Below are 18,804 nucleotides of genomic sequence, written 5' to 3'. Positions count from 1 at the left end.
CCGCCTTGCTGGCTGCCACGTTCGCCCCCGTCGTGACGTCGACCTCGGCGTTCGCGGCTCCTCTGCCGGCCTTCGCGGCGGCCGAGCCCAACCAGGTCACCGGCCTCTCCGTCACCCAGGCTGACGGGTTCGCCACCGTCGCCTGGACGCCGGTGGAGGGTGCCACCGACTACCAGATCGAGCGCACCGCGGTCGACGCCTCGAACGCTCCCACCGGCACCCCCATGGTGGTCGGCGTGTGGCGGCCGAACCGGCAGATCAACAACGAAGAGCCGACCTTCGCCGACGCGGGCTTCAACCCCGGCAGCCGCTTCCAGTGGCGGGTGCGTGCCCGGATCGGCACCGCCGAGCAGCCGTACTCGGCCCCGATCTTCGACACCACCAAGGCGCCGTGGGGTGACCCCGCCGTCGCCGGGCAGAACCTGCGTACGCAGTGGGAGACCACCCAGGCCGCGCAGTACACCAGCGACGCCAACGAGTACGCCTACACGGCGGAGGTCGACCGGCTGAGCGAGCGGGTGCGGGTGGTCGAGATCGGCCGTACCGTGCAGAACCGCCCCATCAACATGTTCGTCATCGGCTACCCGACCCCGCCGGCGACCCCGGCCGCGGTGGCCGCCACCTCGCCGCTGGCCGTCAACTGCAACGTGCACGGCAACGAGCCGGGCGACCGCGAGGCCTGCCTGATCATGGCTCGCCAGCTGGCGTTCAGCGACGACGCCCGTACCCTCGGGCTGCTCAAGAACACCACCGTCCTGATCGTTCCGACGATCAACGGTGACGGCCGGGCCGCCAACACCCGCGGCAACGTCACCGGTCAGGACCTCAACCGCGACTACTCGCTGATCCGCCAGCCGGAGACCGCGGCGTACGTGCGCATGCTGCGCGACTACCGCCCGGTGGCCGGTTACGACGGTCACGAGTACGGCAACAGCCAGGCCGGCGACCTGCCGATGCTGCCGCCGCGCCACCAGAACGTGGCTCAGCAGATCTTCGACGAGTCCCTCGACATGATCGAGAACCACATGTACGTCGAGGGCGCCAAGGACGGCTGGTGGGCCTGCCCGTACGGCTGCGCCAACGGCAGTGGTGTCGGTCTGTCCGAAGAGACCATCCTGCGTAACACCCTGGGCCTGAAGAACACCGTGAACTCGCTCTTGGAGCTCCGCAGCTCCGGTGGCGCGACCCGGCCGGACGAGGGCAACACGGCGAACAACCGTCGCCGCAAGACCTTCTCCGCGCTGTGGACGTTCAACCAGTTCATGGACTACCACCACAACCAGCTCACGGACATCAGGAAGGCCCGTGGCGAGGCGATCGAGTTCCAGGCCGGCAACAACGGCCGGATCGTCTTCCGGGGCTCGCGGGTCATCCCGCTGCACCCGGCGCCGCACCCGGGTGAGGCCGGCCCCCGCGAGGACCTGCCGACGCCGGACATGATCCTGGACGACGCCCCGTGTGCCTACAAGCTCACCGAGGCGCAGTACAACGGCGCGCGTACCGACGGTCCGAACGACATCGGTGCCACGGTCGCCGAGCGGATCGCGGCGCACGGCTGGAAGGTCGTCAAGGTCGCCGACGGGTACGTCGTGCCGCTGGCCCAGCCGGAGCGCGGTCTGATCCCGCTGCTGCTGGACGAGCAGGGTGAAGAGGAGTGGGTGAGCGGCGAGCGGGTCTACCCGACCCTCACCGGTCGCCACAACGGCCCGCTGACCATCTCCGGCTTCGCCTGCCTGGAGGGTGCGACGGTCAACGGCCCGGTCAACCTGCGTCCGGGTGCGACCCTGGTCGCCACCAACACGACCATCAGCGGTCCGGTCAACGCCTTCAACGCCGCGGGTGTCTTCTTCGGCGACAGCACGGTGCGCGGTCCGCTCCAGGTCGCGAACACCAACGGCCCGGTCACCGTGATCGGCACGAGCGTGTCCGGTCCGGTCAACCTGGTCAACAACACCAACGGCGCTGCTCCGTACTTCGCCGGCAACAGCGTCAGCGGCCCGCTGAACTGCTCCGGCAACAGCGTCGCCCCGACCAACCTCGAGGTCCGCAACGTGGTCAACGGACCGCGGGCGGGTCAGTGCTCCACCCTGTGATCCACTGACGTAACACTGTCGTGCCGGCGGGCTGGACCGGGAAGCCCGGCCCGCCGGTACGCTTTTTCTTCTTGGAGGCCCTTGATGCGCACCCGGTTGCTGGCCACCGTCGTGGTTGCCGCGCTGGCGTTGACCGGCTGCACCGCCGACTCGTCGACCACCGCGGTGTCCGGCCCGCTGTGCGACGAACTGCCCAAGGGCGACGAGCCGGGCAACCCGACGGCGCTGGCGAGCGAGCCGGTCGACGAGGCGTTGCGCTGGATCACGGTGCTCACGACGTTCGAGGGCGCGATGCGGGCGTCGGAACTGGTGCCGGAGCTCGAGGGCAAGAAGGCCATCACGGTCCTGGCGCCGTCCGACGACGCGTTCGCGGCGAAGTTCTCCCAGGACAACCTCGACGAGCTGATGATCAAAGACAAGGACACGCTGCGTACGCTGCTCCGCGCGCACATCGTCGACCGCGCGCTGAGCCTGGCCGACCTGCGCGACACCGACTCGATCACGACGCTGGACGGCACGAAGGTGAAGGTCGGCGAGGCGGACAAGATGGCCCGGATCGGCGACGAAGCGACAACGGTCTGCGCGGACTACCGCATCGCGAACGGCCGCGTACACGTCATCAACCACGTCCTGGGCAACCTCCCGACCACAGCCGGCCAGGGCGACTCAGGCCACTGAGCTACCGGGGCGCTGACGCGACGACTGTGATGCCGAGGGCTCGGGCGAAGGTGTGTGAGAGGGCGACCAGGTCGTCGGCCGTGATGGTGGCGCCCGAGAGGCTCGTGACGCCGCCTATGCCCGACAGGTCGCAGTTCGTCAGGCGGGTGCCCGCGCAGTTGGCGTTCGAGAACTGAGCTCCGGTCAGGTCGCATCCCACGAACTCCGCGCGCCTCAGGTCGGCTCCTGTGAAGTCGGCTCCCGTCAGGTTGCAGCCGTCGAAGCGCGCGTGGGCGAACGTCGTGAAGCGGAACCCCGCCAGGTCGGCGCGGCAGTCGTCGAACGTCACGTCGCGCAGCGTGCCGGCCGTGCACTGGGCTCCCGTCAGTCGCACGCTGGTCAGCCTCGTGCGCAGCAGCGCCGGCTTGGTCAGGCGGGCGTTCGCCCAGTCGCACTGCGAGACCTCGCAGTCCGTGAAGCGCGGCTGGTCCAGGACCGCCGCCGCCAGCGTCGTGCGCTCGAAGCGGCACTGGTCGAACTCCACCGCTTCGGCCTCGCGGGCCGAGAAGTCCAGGCCGGTGTACGACAGCCGTCGTGACAACCCCTCGTGTTCGAGGTCCGCGGACCCCTCGGTCAACGGAGCGAGGCGGGGTTCTGCTGGCGCGTGCACGTCGTTCACCGTAGTCAACCCGCCATCGGCGGCGGTGTGCGACGTCCGGACGTCGAGGCGATCGCGAGCCGACCACCGGCTAGACGGGCGGTTCGGCGCCCGACTGTTCGCTGGCCATGTACGTCGCGTACCAGTCCGGCCAGTCCGGGTCTTCCTTGCCCGTGCGCTTCTCGTGCTCCCCGTGGGCCACCGAAGCCCTGCGCATCGCGGCGGCCAGGTCGCTGACCGACTCGTACGACGTGATTCCGGTGTCGACGCGGCCCGGCAGCCGGGTGACGATCTCCTGGAGCAGCCACTTGTTGCCGTCGGGGTCGCTCCAGGCCGCCAGGGAGTTGTAGCTGTTGCGGTCCGGGTCCGGCCCCTCCGCCTGGCCCGTGGCCGTGTTGTGGAAGATCGGCCCTACGTCGACCCCGTGGTTGATCAGGTCCTCGCGGGCCGCGACGATGTCGGTGACGATCAGGAACATCCCCGGCGGCGAGTCGACCGGTGTGGGTGGGTTGCCGATCCCGAAGTGGATGGACGCCGGTGAGCCCGGCGGTGTGAACTGAATGGCGCGCCGCCCGCCGAGCTCGAAGTCCGCGTCCAGGCGCCAACCGAGGCCGGCATAGAACGCCTTCGCGCGGTCCGGGTCCGATACGGGGATGGTGATCACTTCGAGCTTGGCATCCGAGTTTGCGGCGTTCTGGGCGCTTGGCATCACAGTCTCCCAGTCGTTGGCGTCCCCTCGTCGCCAGTATCGCCCGGCCACCCCCGCCCCCGGTGCGGAGATCGAGCCCTGACTAGGCACTTACGTTCCTCGTACACCGTTGGCCTAGCCTCGCCCCATGGCTGACCGCGCGAGGATCGCCCACCTGCTGCGCCGGGCCACCTTCGGCCCGACCGCGGAAGAGGTCGACGACGCCGAACGGGCCGGGTACGACGCGACCGTCCGACGGCTGGTCGATGCCCGGGGCGTCGACGCGGAACCACCCGTGTTCGCCGCGGTGGCGGCGGGTGACAGCCGTGAGGAGCGCCAGCGGGCCATGAAGGAGCGACGCGAGCAGGTCACCGCGGCGATCGAGTGGTGGCTGGACCGGATGGTCACCGCCGAGGACCAGCTCGCCGAGAAGATGGTGTTCTTCTGGCACGGGCACTGGGCGACCAGCGCGCAGAAGGTCAAGACCGCCTCGCTGATGCTCGGCCAGCTCGAGACCTTCCGGGAGTACGGCCGGGGCGAGTTCACCGCGTTCGTCACCAGGATGGTCCGCGACCCGGCGCTGATCCTGTGGCTCGACGGCCAGAAGAACACCGTCAAGGCGCCCAACGAGAACCTCGCTCGCGAGCTGATGGAGCTCTTCACGCTCGGCATCGGCAACTACACGGAGGACGACGTCAAGGCCGGCGCCCGCGCGCTGACCGGCTGGACCGTCGACCGCCGCGCCGGCACCGTGCGGTTCGCCCCGCGCCGGCACGACGAGGGCACGAAGACGATCCTCGGCCGCACCGCCGCCTTCGACGCCGACGGACTCGCCGCGCTGGTCGCTGCGCAGCCGGCCGGGGCGGCGTTCCTCGCCGAGCGCCTCTGGTTCCGGTTCGCCAGCGGCGAGCCCATCGCCGCCGAGGTCCGGGACCGGCTCGCGGCCGCCTTCGCCGCCCGCCGCGACGTCGACGCTGCGCTGCGGGCGATGTTCACGGACCAGGCCTTCGCCGGTACGCGCGGCCAGCTGGTCAAACAGCCCGTGGAGTGGGCGGTCGGCGCGCTCCGCCAGCTCGGCATCCGCCCCGCCCGGCTCACCGACCAGCAGCGCAAGCAGTTGCTGAGCGGACTCAACGGGCTCGACCAAGTGCCGTTGCGGCCGCCGAGCGTGGGTGGCTGGCCGGCCGGTGCCGCCTGGCTGACCACCAGCTCGCTGCAGGCCCGGGTGCGGCTGGCCGAACTGCTGGCCGCGCGGGCGGCACCGGCCGTGGTCGAGCGGCTCAAGGCCGCCCCGACGGCCGGGCGGCCGGACGCACTGGCCCGGTTGCTGGTGGTCGACGTCTGGACCGACCGCACCCGGTCGGTGCTCGCCGAGGCGGCCGCCAAGCCCGAACGGCTGCTCCAGCTCGGTCTGGTCAGCCCCGAGTACACCGTCCACTGAGGAGCAGACCCATGGATGTCCTGACCCGGCGCAAGTTCCTGCTCGCCAGCGGCGTCGTGGGAGCGGGCGCGCTGGCGGCCGGCGCCACGGCGTACACCCTGGCCGACCTTCTCGACACGGCCGGTGACCGGCCCGCGGACGCCGGCACACTCGTGCTCGTGACGCTCTACGGCGGCAACGACGGGCTCAACACCGTGGTGCCCTACGCGGACGCGTCCTATCAGGACGCTCGGCCGGATATCGCCTACGACGCCGGCGAGGTGCTGCGTCTCGACGACAGCACCGGCCTCAACCCGGGCCTGAAGGGCTTCCAGCGGCTGTTCGCCGACGGGCGGCTGGCGATCGTCCGAGGGGTCGGCTACCCCAAGCCGGACCGCAGCCACTTCCGCTCGATGGACATCTGGCAGACCGCGGACCCGGTCCGGCCCGGCACCACCGGCTGGCTCGGCCGCTGGCTCGACACCGTCGGCGGCGACCCGCGCCTCGCGGTCAGCTTCGAGCCGGCGCTGCCGCCCCTGCTGGCCGGCGCCACCAGTGCCGGCGCCGCCGTGCCGACCGGCGCCCGGCGCCAGGTCAAAGGGGTGACCGGGCTTGGCCTGCCAGCGGCGGGGGAGCCGCCGTTGCAGGCCCGTGCCGCCCGGTGCTTCGCCGACCTGGAGCGGGTCGAGACGATGATCACGGGGGTACGCGACGCGCAGCCCGAGGACGCGGACGACGAGGACTCGGCCACCGGCACCGGCGGCCGTGGCGACCTCGGCGCGCAGCTCGACCTGGTCGCGCAGTGCGTCGAGGCCGGCGTGGCCACGCGGGCCTTCTCGGTCTCGCTCGGCGGCTTCGACACGCACGCCGACGAGAAGCAGCTTCAGGAGATCCTGCTCGCCAAGGTCGACAAGGCGGTCACGGCGTTCGTCGACCGGATGGCCGGCCGCCCGGTGACCGTCGCGGTCTACTCGGAGTTCGGCCGGCGGGTGCGCGCGAACGCCAGCGACGGCACCGACCACGGCACGGCGTCGAACGTGTTCGTGCTCGGCACCGGGGTGCGCGGCGGCCTGCACGGCGAGCAGCCGAGCCTGACCGACCTGGACGACGGCGACCTGAAGCACACGGTCGACTTCCGCGACGTGTACGCGGGACTGCTCACCGACGTGCTCGCGACCGACCCGGCCGAGGTGCTCGGCGGCTGGACCGGCCGGCTGTCGCTCACCGGCTCGTGAGCCACTCCATGGCCGCCGGGAACCGCCGCAGGATCGACACGTGGCCATCCACATCGGACGGCTGGTAGCTCGCGCCTGGGATCCTCTGGGCGAGCCAGGCGCTGTGGGTGGGCGGCACCATCCGGTCGCGCGTGCCGGCCAGCAGCAGCGCCGGTGCGGTGACCGAGGCGGGGTCGAAGCCCCACGGCGCCAGGTAGGCGAGGTCGTCGTCCGCCGCGGGCAACGGGCCCTGGGCCACCGCCGGCCGCACCACGTCCATCACCCAGGACCAGTCTGTGGCCAGGGCGTCCTCGTCCGCGTCTACGAAGCCGATGTCGGGGTCCGTGGACGGGTTCGCGCCGAAGTCCTCCCGGGCCTCACGGCCGGCGAGCGCCGCCTGCAGCGACGCGGCGGCGCCCGGGGCCATCCCGCCGAACCAGTCCAGCCCGTCGGCGCCCCACGGCGCGAGGCTGGACCCAACCAGCACGGCCGTCACCCGGTCGGGCAGCAGCGCGGCCACGGCCAGCGCGTGCGGGCCGCCGCCGGAATGCCCGACGACCGCGAACCGGTCGAGTCCGAGCAGGTCGGCGATCGCCACCGTGTAGCGCGCCGCGGAGGCGACGTCGCGGCCCGGCATGCGGGTCGAGCCGCCATATCCGGGCCGGTCGTACGCCACCCAGCGGATCGCGTCGTCGAACAGCGGCTCCGGGGGCGCGCCGAGGTTCGGGGTGCCGTGGTGCCAGAAGACGGTGTGCTCGGCGGCCTGGCCGGTGTCGTACACGTGGAGGTTCTGCCCGCCGCCCAGGTCGAGATCGAACTCCTTTGTCACCCGGCCGACCCTACCGCCGGCGGTCGCCGGCCGTCAGACCAGGCTTGGCACGCCGTTGCGGCAGACGAGGCTCGCGCTCAGGCCCAGCACCGTGATCGTCACCTTGTCCTTGGGGCCGGACGCGTGCTCGGCCGGTGAGACGACCTCGACCTGGTCGCCGACGCAGCGCGCGTCGACGCTGATGCCGAGCAGACCGATCTCGACCGTTCGGCCGGGGGTCGGGCCGGGGTTCGCCGGGGGTTCCGGATCGTCCGGGCCGTCGTCGCCGCCCTGGTCGGAGCCGGAGTCCGGGTCGCGGGTCGCTTCCGGCGCGTTGCCCGTGCCTGGTCCGTCGCCGCTCGTGTCGCCTGACCCCGATCCCTGCCCGAGGTTGCCGCCGGCCGGCGCTGTGGTCGGCGGGCCACCGGGCTGGTCGCCCGGCGAGCCACCCGGCGAGCCACCCGGCGAGCCACCCGGTGTGCCGCCCGGTGTGCCGTTCGGCGCGGAGGAGGCCGTGACGGAGGGCGTGCCGGCGGCGTCGGCGCTGACGCCTGGGTCCTCGCCGGGCAGCACCAGCGCGGCGACCACGGCGGCGGCGACGAGCACGGCGCCCGCGGCGGCGAGCAGGGCCGTGCGGCGGCGGTCGGGCCGACGCACGGGCTTGGCCGAGACCGGCACCACCTCGGTGGTCAGCTCAGGGTCGATCTTGGGTCGCGCCGCGTCGACCACGTCGTCGGCGACGGGCGCTGCGGCCGCGGCGTGGGTGGTCGCGTCCATGGCGGCGACCAGGCCGGCCAGCGCGGGGTCCTCGTCCTGCGGTGGCGGCACGATTCCGGCGGCCGTGGCCAGCACCGCCGCGACCTCCGTGGCGGCCGGTCGGTCGGCGGGCTCCTTCGCCAGGCACCGGTCGCAGATCTCGTTGACCTCGGACGGAATGCCGGGCAGTGGCGGCAGCGGTTCGGGTTCGACGTACACGTGTGCGTCGATCATCTGGGTCGTGGTGTCGGCCAGCCAGGGCAGCCGGTTGGTCAGTGCGCGGTAGATCAGCAGGCCGAGCGCGTAGATGTCGGACGCCGGCGAGACCTGGCCCAACGTGAGCCGCTCCGGCGCCAGGTAGGCGGGCGTGCCGAGGAGCAGGCCGTCGGCCTCGAGCTCGTCGCGGCCGACGACGGCGGCGATGCCGAAGTCGACGACCTTGGCGCCGGACGGGGTCAGCATCACGTTGGACGGCTTCACGTCGCGGTGCACCAGGTCCTGGGCGTGCGCGGCGGCCAGGGCGGCGGCGACCTCCGACAGGGTCCGCAGCGCGACCCGCGGCGGCAGCGGGCCGTCTTCGAGGCGCTGCGCGAGGGTGCGTCCGGGCAGCAGTTCCATCACGACGTACGGAACCTTCGCGCCGTCGTCGTCGGTGGCCTCGCCGTAGTCGAAGACGCCGGTCACGTGTGGATGCCAGAGCCGGGCGGCGGCCCGGGCCTCGGCGCGGATGCGCTGGCGGGCGGCGACGCTGACGGCGTGCCGGGTGGCGAGCACCTTGACCGCCACCGGCCGTTGAAGCACCAGATCGTGCGCGCGCCAGACGACGGACATGCCACCGGCGCCGAGTCGATCGTCGAGCCGGTAGCGCCCGTCGAGGACCTGTTCGGTGCGCACCCGCACAGCTTGCCAACATCGCGTCGAAATGGCATCCCGGCGACGGGACCGCCATCGACGGCCGTGATGACCGTATCGTGCCCCCTTGGGACGGACGAGGTAGGTTGGCCAGGTGCATCGCGACGTGCTGATCCGGCCGCTCCGCCGGGTCGTGCGCGGTTCTGTGCGCATTCTGACCGGTTTGGCGGCTTTGGCGCTAGCTGTAGGCATCGGCGTGTCGACGGCCGCCACGCCGACGGGCGCCACCGCGTCCCCGACGTCCGGGGGCGCCGAGGTCCGAGCGTCAGACGTCGTCGGGGTCGCTGAGGTAGCCGCGTCCGCGGTCGCCGAGGTCGAGACGCCGGGCGCCGTCTCGGTCGAGTCGCCCGCGGCCGGTGAGGTCGAGACGCCGGCCGCCGTCGGGGTCGACGCGCCCGCGGCCGGTGAGCAGCCCCCGGCCGTCGCCGAGCGTGTCGTCCCCGCCCAGCCTGTCGTTGGTGACACCGGCGGCGGCGTCGTGCCGGTGCCGGCCGCCGTCCGCACGATCAAGACCTCACCCCAGCCTGAGCGATCCGCACCACGCGCCCCACCGGCAGACGACGACACCGCCGCCCGCTGAGCATCGCTCGGCACCCCGTCGTCCCCTCGTAGTCCCAACCGGTGAGGTGTCCCGTGCAAACGGTCCTTGAGCTCTTCTACGTCGGCGTTCCCCGCGCCGCCGCCATCTGGTCGATCCTGCTGTGCCTCGCGGTCTTCTCGATCACGGGCCTGCAACTGGTCGGTCCGCGCGGACCGCGGCGGCCCGGTGTGCGTACCCGGCTCCGCGCCGCCCGCATCCGCCGCGAGCAGCGCGCCACGGCCGCCGCCGAGGTCGTCCGGTTCGCGAGCGAGGTCGGCGTCGCGGCCGACCGTGCCGACGCCACCGCCCGGCGCCGGCACGAAGCCTGGCTGGCCGCGCAGGAGGCGGCCGAGCGGGCCTGGGCGGCCTTCGAGTCGGCCGACCAGACCGCCAGCCGGATGACCGCCGCGGCGCTGCTGCCCTCTCCCGCCACCCCGCAGACCCCGACGGAGTACGCCGAACGCGAGCAATGGCTGCACCGCGCGGCGATGTCGGCGTGTGCCCACAATGAACTGTCCGTATTGGACCTGAACGACGCGCTGGCCCACCGCAACGGCTGGGACCCCCGGCGGCACCCGGTGGAGCAGGAGACCATGCTGCGCCGGGCGATCCGCGACACCCTGCGCGCCGCCGAGCGCATCGCCGCCCGCGAGGAGCGGATCGCCTGGGAGGCCGCCGAGTCCGCCGCGGCGGCGGCGCGTAGCCTGCGGGCCGAAGCCATCGCCGCCGACGAGCGTGCGCGCGGCGTCCGGCACCTGGTGCGGCCCGACCTCACGGCCGGTGCGCAGCCGCGCCGCCAGCGCCTGCGTACCGCCGTCGCGCGTTAAGAGGGAGCACGAGTGTCCTATCCGGATCCGACCTACTTCGGTGACGCCGGCGAGGTGTCCGGTGCGTTCCGTCCGGCCGGCGCGGAACCCCTGGTGTTCCTGAGCCACCTCTCGTGCCCGCGATGCGGCGCCCGGCACGACTCGGAGGCGCTGACCAACCTCTGCGACTGCGGCTCGCCGTTGCTGGCCCGCTACGACCTCGACGCCGTGCGGGCCGCGGTCACACCCTCGTCGATCGCCGGCCGGAGCGCGGACCTCTGGCGCTACCGGGAGCTGCTGCCGGTGCGCGACGACGCGCACCGCGTGACGCTGGGGGAGGGCTGGACTCCACTGTGGTCCGCCGACCGCTTCGGGGCCGCCATCGGGCTGGATCGGTTGCTGGTCAAGGACGAGGGTCTCGTGCCGACCGGCTCGTTCAAGGCGCGCGGCGCCGCCGTCGGCGTCTCGCGGGCTCGCGAGCTCGGCGCCCGACACGTCGCGATGCCGACCAACGGCAACGCGGGGGCGGCCTGGGCCACGTACGCGGCGCGGGGTGGTCTGCGCTCGACGATCGCGATGCCGCTCGGCGCGCCGCTGATCACCCGCGACGAGGTGGTCGCCGCGGGCGGTGAGCTGATCCTGGTCGACGGGCTGATCGGCGACGCCGGGAAGCTGATCGCGGAGGTGGTCGCGGCCGGCGGCGTCTTCGACGCGGGCACCCTGCGCGAGCCCTATCGGCTCGAAGGCAAGAAGACGATGGGGTACGAGATCTGCGAGCAGCTCGGCTGGCGCGTACCCGATGTGATCATTTATCCGACCGGAGGCGGGGTCGGGCTGATCGGCATCCACAAGGCGCTGGGTGAGCTTCGGGAACTGGGCTGGATCGGTGACAAGCTGCCGCGGTTGGTGGCCGTGCAGTCGACCGGCTGTGCGCCGATCGTGCGAGCCTTCGAGGCCGGTGCCCGGCGGGCCGAGCCGTGGCCCGACGCGCGCACGGTCGCGTTCGGCATCACGGTGCCGGCGCCGCTCGGCGATGAGCTGATCCTCGACGCGCTCGTCTCCACGGACGGCACCGCGATCGCCGTGGACGACGCCGAGATCCTGGCCGACCTCCGTGCCTTCGGCGCGGCCGAAGGGCTGCTGCTGTGCCCGGAGGGCGCCGCCTGCCTGACCGCCGCCCGCCTGCTGCGCGAGCGCGGCTGGCTCGCGGCCGCCGACGAGGTGGTGGTGCTCAACACCGGAGCGGGCATCAAGTACCCGGAGACCGTGTCAGCGGGCGCGTAACCGGCGGAGCATCCGGGCGTCGTCGAACCCGACCGCCCGGGCGGCCGCCTGCATCGTGCTGCCGTGACCGATCAGGTGCTCGGCCCGTTCGAGGCGCAGGGCCTGCTGGTAGCCCAGCGGGGTCAGCCCCGTCGCCCGGCTGAACTGGCGGGTCAGCGTGCGCTCGCTGACCCCGCCCTCGTCGGCCAGGGCGGCCAGTGGCAGGCGCTCCGCGTACCGCTGGTCGATCAGGTCCTGGATCCTGTGCACCGCGTCGCTGAGGTGGCCGCGGTGCCGGAGCATCGCGCTGCTCTGCTGCTCGTCGCCGTTGCGGCGGGCGTAGACGACCATCTCGCGGGCGATCCGCGCCGCGGCGGCGGGGCCGTGTCGCACCGCGATGAGGTGGAGCGCCAGGTCGATGCCGCTCGCGATGCCGGCCGAGGTGACCACCCGGCCGTCGACCACGTAGAGCACGTCGCGCACGACCGTCGCCCGCCGGTAGCGCCGGGCGAGCTCCTCTTGCAAGCCGTGGTGGGTCGTGCAGCGGCGGCCGTCGAGCAGGCCGGCCCGGCCGAGCACGTCGGCACCGGAGCAGACGCTCGCGACGGTGCCGCCCGCGCGGTGGTGGGCCGCCACCCAGTCCAGCGTCCGCCGCTCCAGCCGGCCGGTGCCACGCAGGGTCGGAGAGCGCCAGCCGGGTACGACAAGCAGGTCGCTCGGGCTCAGCGCGGGGAGCTCCGGGTCGGCGTGCAGCGGCACGCCCTGTGCGGTCGGGACCTCGGCCTGCTCGGAGACATAGGCGAGCGTGTAGTCGTGGCCGAAGTCGCGGGCCGTGGAGAACACCTGCGCGGGCCCGGCCAGGTCGAGCAGGTGCAGGCCGGGCACGAGCAGAAAACCGACGGTGCTCATGATCTGGTCATCATGCCACCAGCGCGGCCCCGATGAGCTCCGCTGTCGTGCGCACGGTGGCGAACCGGCCGTCGAGGACCCGCTCGGTGCGCTCGACGATCGCCTCGACGCCGAGCGTGCGGGGGTCGGCCAGGATCTCCTCGACACCGGCGTCGGCGGCGTCGCGGTGTGGGATGGGGAAGGTCAACGTGGCGTCGGTGACGAACGTGACGGCGTACCCCAGATCGCCTCCGACCCTGGCGGTCGTCTCGACGCACTGCTCGGTGCGGATGCCGGAGACGGTCAGGTCGAAGATCCGTCGCTCCGTCAGGAACTGGCCGGCGTTGGTGGTGGTGAAGACGTTGTGCGAGGTCTTGATCAAGGTGGGCTCGTCCGGTCGCGGCGTCCGGATGCCGTCGAGGAGGCGGACGTGGCCGTTGGTCGGGTCGAAGACGCCGCCGGTGCCCGGCTCGCTGTGCAGCACCCAGATCACCAGGTCGCCGTTCGCGCGGAAATAGTCGACCAGGCTGTTGACGTTGGGTACGAAGTCGGGGTTGGAGCCGGCCCGCCAGATCTCCCGCTGGTGGAACGACTCTTGGGCGTCGATGACGAACAGTGCGCGGTTCATACCCCGATCGTCGTCGTGCGACAGCTCGTCGCGGAAGGTCGGATCGAGTCCCTGGGCGGACGGATCCGGTCACCACGCCGCGGCGTTGTCCACAGGCGGCGACACCTTCGTACCGACTAGTGCTTTCATTGGTGGCATGGCGAATCCGGCGATCCTCACTGTTGACGACGACATTGCCGTCTCCCGCGCCGTCGCCCGCGACGTGCGACGTCAATACGGCGACCGTTATCGGGTCGTCCGCGCCAACTCCGGCTCCGAGGCGCTCGAAGCGCTCAAGGAGATCAAGTTGCGCGGCGACCAGGTTGCCGTGCTACTCGCCGACTTCCGCATGCCACACATGAACGGCATCGAGTTCCTCGAAGCGGCGATGGACCTCTTTCCGCGCGCCCGACGCGTGCTGCTCACGGCCTACGCCGACACCGACGCCGCGATCGACGCCATAAACCGGGTGGACCTCGACCACTACCTGCTCAAGCCGTGGAACCCGCCGGAGGAGAAGCTCTACCCGGTGCTCGACTCGCTGCTCGAGGCGTGGACGACCACACCCGAGGCGACCGCGAGCGTCACCCGGGTGGTCGGCCACCGCTGGTCGGCGCCGTCGTTCAAGGTCCGCGACTTCCTGGCCCGTAACCTCGTGCCCTACCGGTGGTATCTGTCCGACGAGCCCGAGGGCGCCCGGCTCCTGGCCGCGGCCGGTGTCACCGAGGTCGACGTGCCGCTGGTGATCACTCCTGAGGGCAAGTCGATGGTCCAGCCCTCCGAGACCGACCTGGCGACCCACGTCGGGCTGTCCACCACGCCCGCCAAGGAGTTCTACGACCTGGTGGTGGTCGGCGCCGGCCCGGCCGGGCTCGGCGCGGCGGTCTACGGCGCGTCCGAGGGGCTGCGCACGCTGCTGGTCGAGCGGCACGCCACGGGCGGGCAGGCCGGCCAGAGCAGCAGGATCGAAAACTATCTGGGCTTTCCCGACGGAGTCTCAGGCTCACAGCTGGCCGAGCGGGCGCGCCGTCAGGCGGTGCGGTTCGGCGCCGAGCTGCTGACCACGCGCGAGGCGGTCGAGCTCGACGTGCGCGGCGCGACGCGGGTGCTCAAGTTCGGCGACGGCAGCGAGGTCGCCTCGCACGCGGTCGTGCTGGCCACCGGCGTCTCCTACCGCATGCTGGAGGCACCCGGGCTGTCCGACTACCGGGGTCGGGGCGTCTTCTACGGCTCGGCGGCCACCGAGGCGCCGAGCTGTTCGGGGCAAGAGGTCTATATCGTCGGCGGTGCCAACTCGGCGGGCCAGGCGGCGGTCTACTTCTCCCGTTACGCCCAGCGGGTGCACGTGCTGATCCGGGGGGAGAGCCTGGCCCGCACGATGTCCCGTTATCTGATCGACCAGATCGAGAGCCACGAGAACATCGAGGTGCACCCGTTTACCGAGGTCGCCGAGGCCTCCGGCGAAGAGCATCTCGAGCAGTTGGTGCTCCGCGACACCCGCGACGGGGAGAGCCGCTCCGTCGACACCTCGTGGTTGTTCATCTTCATCGGCGCCGAGCCGCGCACCGACTGGCTCGACGGGGTGATCAGCCGTGACCGCCACGGCTTCGTGATCACCGGCCCTGACCTGATCGCGGGTGGCAACCGCCCGGTCGGCTGGACCATGCCGCGCGATCCCTACCACCTCGAATGCAGCGTCCCCGGCGTGTTCGCCGCGGGCGACGTCCGCTCCGACTCCGTCAAGCGGGTGGCATCGGCGGTCGGCGAGGGCGCGATGGCGATCTCCCTGGTGCACCGTTATCTGGAGGCGCAATGAGCACCGATCTCGCCGGTCACGCCGAGGGCGACCGGCTTTCCCCCGCGGAGCTGCGCAAGCTGTTCCTGTTCGAGAAGCTCGACGCCGAGCAGCTCGACTTCCTGGCCAGCCACGGCGCGGTCGAGCACTACGCGGGCGGCACCTACGTCTACCGCGAGGGTGAGGAGGCGACGTGTTTCTACGTGCTGCTCAGCGGCACCGTCGCGCTCAACCGCACCGTCCGCGGTGACGAGATCGAGACCACCCGCACCGACCAGGTGGGCGCCTATGCCGGGGCCACCCAGGCCTACATCGAGCGGATTCCCCAGATCTACCTCAACAGCATGGTCGCGATCTCCGACGTGGCGGTCTACCAGTTGCCCGCCGACGAGCTCGCCGCCGCGCTGCGCGACTGGTTCCCGATGGCGATGCACCTGCTCGAGGGCCTGTTCTTCGGCATGCGCTCGATGCAGACCATGGTCAGCGAGCGCGAGCGGCTGCTGGCCCTGGGCTCGCTGTCGGCCGGCCTGACCCACGAGCTCAACAACCCCGCTGCCGCCGCGGTACGCGCGACGTCGGTGCTCCGCACCCGCGTCACCGGCATGCGCCACAAGCTGGCCATGATCGCTGACGGGCGGGTCGACGGCACGCGCCTGCACAAGCTGGTGAACCTCCAGGAAGAGGCGATCAAGCGGGCGGCGAGCGCGCCGGAGCTGACGCCGATGCAGACGAGCGACGCCGAGGACGAGGTCGGCGAGTGGCTCGAAGACCACGACATCACCGGCGCCTGGGACATCGCGCCGACCCTGGTGTCGGGTGCGATCGACACCGCGTGGCTGGCCACCGTGCGCGACGAGATCGGCGCCGACAACTTCGAGAACGCGTTGCGCTGGCTCGTCTACACCCTCGACACCGAGCAGCTGATGACCGAGATCGACGACTCGGTCACGCGCATCTCGTCGCTGGTCGCGGCGGCCAAGCAATACTCACAGCTCGACCGGGCGCCGCACCAGACGGTCAACGTGCACGAGCTCCTGCACGCGACCCTGGTGATGCTGCACGCGAAGTTCCCCGCGGGCATCAAGCTCGTCAAGGAATACGACCGGTCGATCCCGGAGATCCCCGCCTACGCGGCCGAGCTCAACCAGGTCTGGACCAACCTGATCGACAACGCCATCGGCGCGATGGGAGAGTCCGGCACGCTGACCGTCCGCACGTCGCGCGAGGGCGACAACGTGGTGGTCTCGATCGGCGACACCGGGCCGGGCATCCCCAAGGACGTCCGACCACGGATCTTCGAGCCGTTCTTCACGACCAAGCCGGTCGGTGAGGGCACCGGGCTCGGGCTCGACATCTCCTACCGGATCATCGTCAACAAGCACCACGGCGACATCCGGGTCGACTCGAAGCCGGGCGAGACCTGGTTCCACGTGCTGCTGCCGATCGACCCCGACGAGTCGGTCGAGCCGCAGACCGGGGCCGCGCTGATCGACGGTGCCGGCTCCGAGTGAGCCACATCCTCTTCGACTTCTTCGGCACGCTGGTCGACTACGACGACGGGCACGCCCGGTCGCCGGTCCGCACGGCCGCGTTCGTGAGCTCGCTCGGCCGACCGATGTCGGCCTCCGAGTTCACCGTTCGGTGGGACGAGGTGTGGATGGCGTGGGAGGCGCGCTGCGCGCCGTCGCGGTCGGAGTTCTCGATGCTCGACGTGGCGCGGTCGTTCCTGCCGTCGGCGTCGGCTGAGGAGATCGCGTCGTTCGTCTCGGTCTACATCGACGAGTGGAACGCGGGCGTGCGCTACCTGCCGGGGATCGCCGACCTGTTGGGGTCCCTCTCCCGACGGCACCGGTTGGCGGTCGTGTCCAACACGCACGAGCCCGATCTGGTGCCGTCCCATCTGGCCGCGATGGGCGTGCTGGGCCTGGTGGACACGGTCGTCACCTCGGTCGAGGTGGGGGTGCGCAAGCCGGCGCCGGAGATCTACGCGGCGGCACTCGACCGGCTCGGCATCGCGGCGTCGTCGGCGGTGTTCGTCGGCGACAACCCGTCGGCGGACTACTTCGGGCCGCTGGCGCTCGGGATGCGAGCGGCGTTCCTGATCGACCCGGCGGCACGGTGGGATGCCGTACCGCCGGCTCATCGGTTGTCCTCGGTCTTCGACCTGCCGTCAGTGCTGTCCTGACGTCCATTCGTGGGCCGAGCCCTCGTGGAGGGCTTCGTAGACCCGGTCGCGGATGGCGTTCGCCTCCACTGTGGACAAGGTGCGGGTGAGGTCGCGGAGGACGAGTCGCAGGAGCACGTTCTTCTGCCCGGGTCCGAGGCCCATCCGTTCGCGGGCGGAGTGGGGGAGGTCGGCGTAGCCGGTCTCGCTCCGGACCTCGATCTCCTCGACGGCCGAGGCGTCGTCACCGAGGACGGCGCGTACCCGGTCGCCGAGCTGCTCGGCATCGGCTTGCTCGGCGACGGCCAGGGACAGGTCGCGGGTGGTGGGCGGCATCGCGGACACCGGGTGGTAGAGGCTCAGGTCCCGCATCTGCCCGGCCACGCGCGGGTCGGTGGCGCGGAGCAGCCGGATGTCGTCGATTCCCTTGACCAGCATGGCGATCCGGTCGAGCCCGAGCCCCATGGCCAGACCGGTCGTGGTCTCCGGGAGGCCGCTGCCGCGGAGCACGTCGGGGTGCGCCAGGCCGCACTCACCGATCTCGACGCCGTCCACGTAGATCTCGCGGCCGTCGAGTGTGTAGGGATGTTCGCTCGGCGGCGTCTCGATCTTCCTGTCGGGAAGCACCGCGCTCACAACCTGCTCGATCATGGTGGTCAGGTCGTGGGTCGTGAGCTGTCGGTGGGCGCTGATCCGCCAGAGATCAAGCTGATGTGGCTCCCCGACATGCTGGCGATCGATGGCGTCGCGGCGGTAGCACATACCGGGCACGCTGAGCACGACATCGTCTTCGGTGAGGTGGTCGAGCAGGGCGGGAATCCGCGCGGTGGTGTGCGACCGCAGCATCCGCTCGGGATCCACGTAGCGGCTGTAGCGCCGGTCGCGGGTGACGGCGGCCCCGTCGTACCGGAGACGGTCGTAGTTGTCGGCGATGGTGACGATGCGGTGCCCAGGGTCTCTTCGCACCGGGATGCCCCATTGTTGGGCCAGAGCACGCTCGATGCGGTCGACGACGTGCTGGACGGCGTGCTCACCGGCGGCGGGATCGGTCAGATCGCGGCGGGCGAGGGCGTCTTCCAGTTGGGCAGGCGTCAGGTAGGTCATGGCTGGTGGTGTCCTCACGGGAGCAGGGAGACGGGAAAAGAGAAACCCCCGGTTGAACCGGGGGTTAGCTCGTGGTCTCCTGCGCCCGCGAGGGCGCGACTGAGATCAGCGCACGACAGAACACCCACCGGTCACCCGGGGGCAGCTAAATCGCCTCGCCACAAGCCTCACCCACCCAGTGTAAGCCACTGGACTACCCATTTCCTTTGACGCCGTCGCGTCATGCCGGACACCGGCCGCAATGGGCCGTCCGGAGCCGCGCGGCACAGTCGTGCACGACGCTGCGTCATGGCGTTTCGATCAAACCCTTCGACTGCGCGGCGTTCGTGCCGATCGCGGCCGTGTCGTTGTAGTCCGACCCTTCAGCTCCGGGGCTTTCATGCCGATGAGG

The 18,804-nt window shown here is 71.6% G+C and carries 17 protein-coding genes; 10 read left to right on the top strand and 7 right to left on the bottom strand.

Annotation, left to right across the window (positions count from 1 at the left end):
- The first annotated feature begins 5 nt into the window (after positions 1-5).
- Both AB0J88_RS18170 and AB0J88_RS18165 read left to right on the top strand, forming a co-directional pair.
- A complete protein-coding gene (locus AB0J88_RS18170) occupies positions 6-2,093 on the top strand; it encodes a M14 family zinc carboxypeptidase (protein ID WP_364343047.1) in 2,088 nt (695 codons plus the stop codon).
- An 84-nt stretch (positions 2,094-2,177) separates the two neighbouring features.
- Positions 2,178-2,771, top strand: coding sequence for a fasciclin domain-containing protein (locus tag AB0J88_RS18165; RefSeq protein WP_364343050.1), 594 nt, complete (start codon positions 2,178-2,180; stop codon positions 2,769-2,771).
- A gap of 1 nt (position 2,772) precedes the next feature.
- Here AB0J88_RS18165 and AB0J88_RS18160 read toward each other — a convergent pair whose 3' ends face one another.
- Positions 2,773-3,420 (bottom strand): pentapeptide repeat-containing protein, encoded by a 648-nt coding sequence (locus AB0J88_RS18160; RefSeq protein ID WP_364343053.1) that lies wholly within the window; start codon positions 3,418-3,420, stop codon positions 2,773-2,775.
- A 79-nt stretch (positions 3,421-3,499) separates the two neighbouring features.
- Positions 3,500-4,117, bottom strand: coding sequence for a VOC family protein (locus tag AB0J88_RS18155; RefSeq protein ID WP_364343056.1), 618 nt, complete (start codon positions 4,115-4,117; stop codon positions 3,500-3,502).
- A 127-nt stretch (positions 4,118-4,244) separates the two neighbouring features.
- On the opposite strand from AB0J88_RS18155, the gene AB0J88_RS18150 reads away from it, so the two are divergent.
- Together AB0J88_RS18150 and AB0J88_RS18145 are read left to right on the top strand one after the other, a co-directional pair.
- Positions 4,245-5,537 (top strand): DUF1800 domain-containing protein, encoded by a 1,293-nt coding sequence (locus tag AB0J88_RS18150; protein WP_364343059.1) that lies wholly within the window; start codon positions 4,245-4,247, stop codon positions 5,535-5,537.
- Between the two features lie 11 nt (positions 5,538-5,548).
- The gene (locus AB0J88_RS18145; RefSeq protein ID WP_364343061.1) at positions 5,549-6,751 is read left to right on the top strand and encodes a DUF1501 domain-containing protein; all 1,203 of its coding nucleotides are present in this window, start codon (positions 5,549-5,551) and stop codon (positions 6,749-6,751) included.
- On the opposite strand, the gene AB0J88_RS18140 is transcribed toward AB0J88_RS18145, so the two are convergent.
- Positions 6,738-7,559: an alpha/beta hydrolase gene (locus AB0J88_RS18140; protein ID WP_364343064.1), complete on the bottom strand. Its 822-nt coding sequence runs from the start codon at positions 7,557-7,559 to the stop codon at positions 6,738-6,740. The genes AB0J88_RS18145 and AB0J88_RS18140 overlap by 14 nt on opposite strands.
- A gap of 33 nt (positions 7,560-7,592) precedes the next feature.
- A complete protein-coding gene (locus AB0J88_RS18135; protein ID WP_364343067.1) occupies positions 7,593-9,188 on the bottom strand; it encodes a serine/threonine-protein kinase in 1,596 nt (531 codons plus the stop codon).
- A gap of 112 nt (positions 9,189-9,300) precedes the next feature.
- On the opposite strand from AB0J88_RS18135, the gene AB0J88_RS18130 reads away from it, so the two are divergent.
- From AB0J88_RS18130 to AB0J88_RS18120, 3 genes are all read left to right on the top strand, one after another.
- Positions 9,301-9,786, top strand: a complete 486-nt coding sequence (locus AB0J88_RS18130) for a hypothetical protein (protein WP_364343070.1) — start codon at positions 9,301-9,303, stop codon at positions 9,784-9,786.
- Between the two features lie 53 nt (positions 9,787-9,839).
- Positions 9,840-10,613: a hypothetical protein gene (locus tag AB0J88_RS18125; protein WP_364343073.1), complete on the top strand. Its 774-nt coding sequence runs from the start codon at positions 9,840-9,842 to the stop codon at positions 10,611-10,613.
- Between the two features lie 93 nt (positions 10,614-10,706).
- The gene (locus AB0J88_RS18120; protein ID WP_364344534.1) at positions 10,707-11,876 is read left to right on the top strand and encodes a threonine synthase; all 1,170 of its coding nucleotides are present in this window, start codon (positions 10,707-10,709) and stop codon (positions 11,874-11,876) included.
- Here AB0J88_RS18120 and AB0J88_RS18115 read toward each other — a convergent pair.
- The gene (locus tag AB0J88_RS18115; RefSeq protein WP_364343076.1) at positions 11,862-12,764 is read right to left on the bottom strand and encodes an AraC family transcriptional regulator; all 903 of its coding nucleotides are present in this window, start codon (positions 12,762-12,764) and stop codon (positions 11,862-11,864) included. The genes AB0J88_RS18120 and AB0J88_RS18115 overlap by 15 nt on opposite strands.
- Before the next feature lie 10 nt (positions 12,765-12,774).
- Positions 12,775-13,371 (bottom strand): isochorismatase family protein, encoded by a 597-nt coding sequence (locus AB0J88_RS18110; RefSeq protein WP_364343079.1) that lies wholly within the window; start codon positions 13,369-13,371, stop codon positions 12,775-12,777.
- 136 nt (positions 13,372-13,507) lie between these two features.
- Here AB0J88_RS18110 and AB0J88_RS18105 point away from each other — a divergent pair, with 136 nt between their 5' ends.
- Genes AB0J88_RS18105 through AB0J88_RS18095 form a run of 3 tightly spaced genes read left to right on the top strand, consistent with a single transcriptional unit; the run spans position 13,508 to position 17,330 of the window.
- On the top strand, positions 13,508-15,166 hold the full coding sequence (locus tag AB0J88_RS18105) for an FAD-dependent oxidoreductase (RefSeq protein ID WP_364343082.1): 1,659 nt from the start codon (positions 13,508-13,510) through the stop codon (positions 15,164-15,166).
- The gene (locus tag AB0J88_RS18100; RefSeq protein ID WP_364343085.1) at positions 15,163-16,656 is read left to right on the top strand and encodes an ATP-binding protein; all 1,494 of its coding nucleotides are present in this window, start codon (positions 15,163-15,165) and stop codon (positions 16,654-16,656) included. Before AB0J88_RS18105 ends, AB0J88_RS18100 begins: the two co-directional genes overlap by 4 nt.
- The gene (locus AB0J88_RS18095; protein WP_364343088.1) at positions 16,653-17,330 is read left to right on the top strand and encodes an HAD family hydrolase; all 678 of its coding nucleotides are present in this window, start codon (positions 16,653-16,655) and stop codon (positions 17,328-17,330) included. Before AB0J88_RS18100 ends, AB0J88_RS18095 begins: the two co-directional genes overlap by 4 nt.
- Here the strand turns inward: AB0J88_RS18095 and AB0J88_RS18090 are convergent.
- Positions 17,316-18,413: a hypothetical protein gene (locus AB0J88_RS18090; RefSeq protein ID WP_364343091.1), complete on the bottom strand. Its 1,098-nt coding sequence runs from the start codon at positions 18,411-18,413 to the stop codon at positions 17,316-17,318. The two genes, AB0J88_RS18095 and AB0J88_RS18090, sit on opposite strands and share 15 nt — an antisense overlap.
- Positions 18,414-18,804: the final 391 nt, after the last annotated feature.

The sequence above is a fragment of the Asanoa sp. NPDC049475 genome, assembly GCF_040676915.1.
GTDB lineage: Bacteria > Actinomycetota > Actinomycetes > Mycobacteriales > Micromonosporaceae > Asanoa.
Note: the sequence above shows the minus strand (reverse complement) of the source record. Positions and strands in the feature narration are given on the sequence as shown.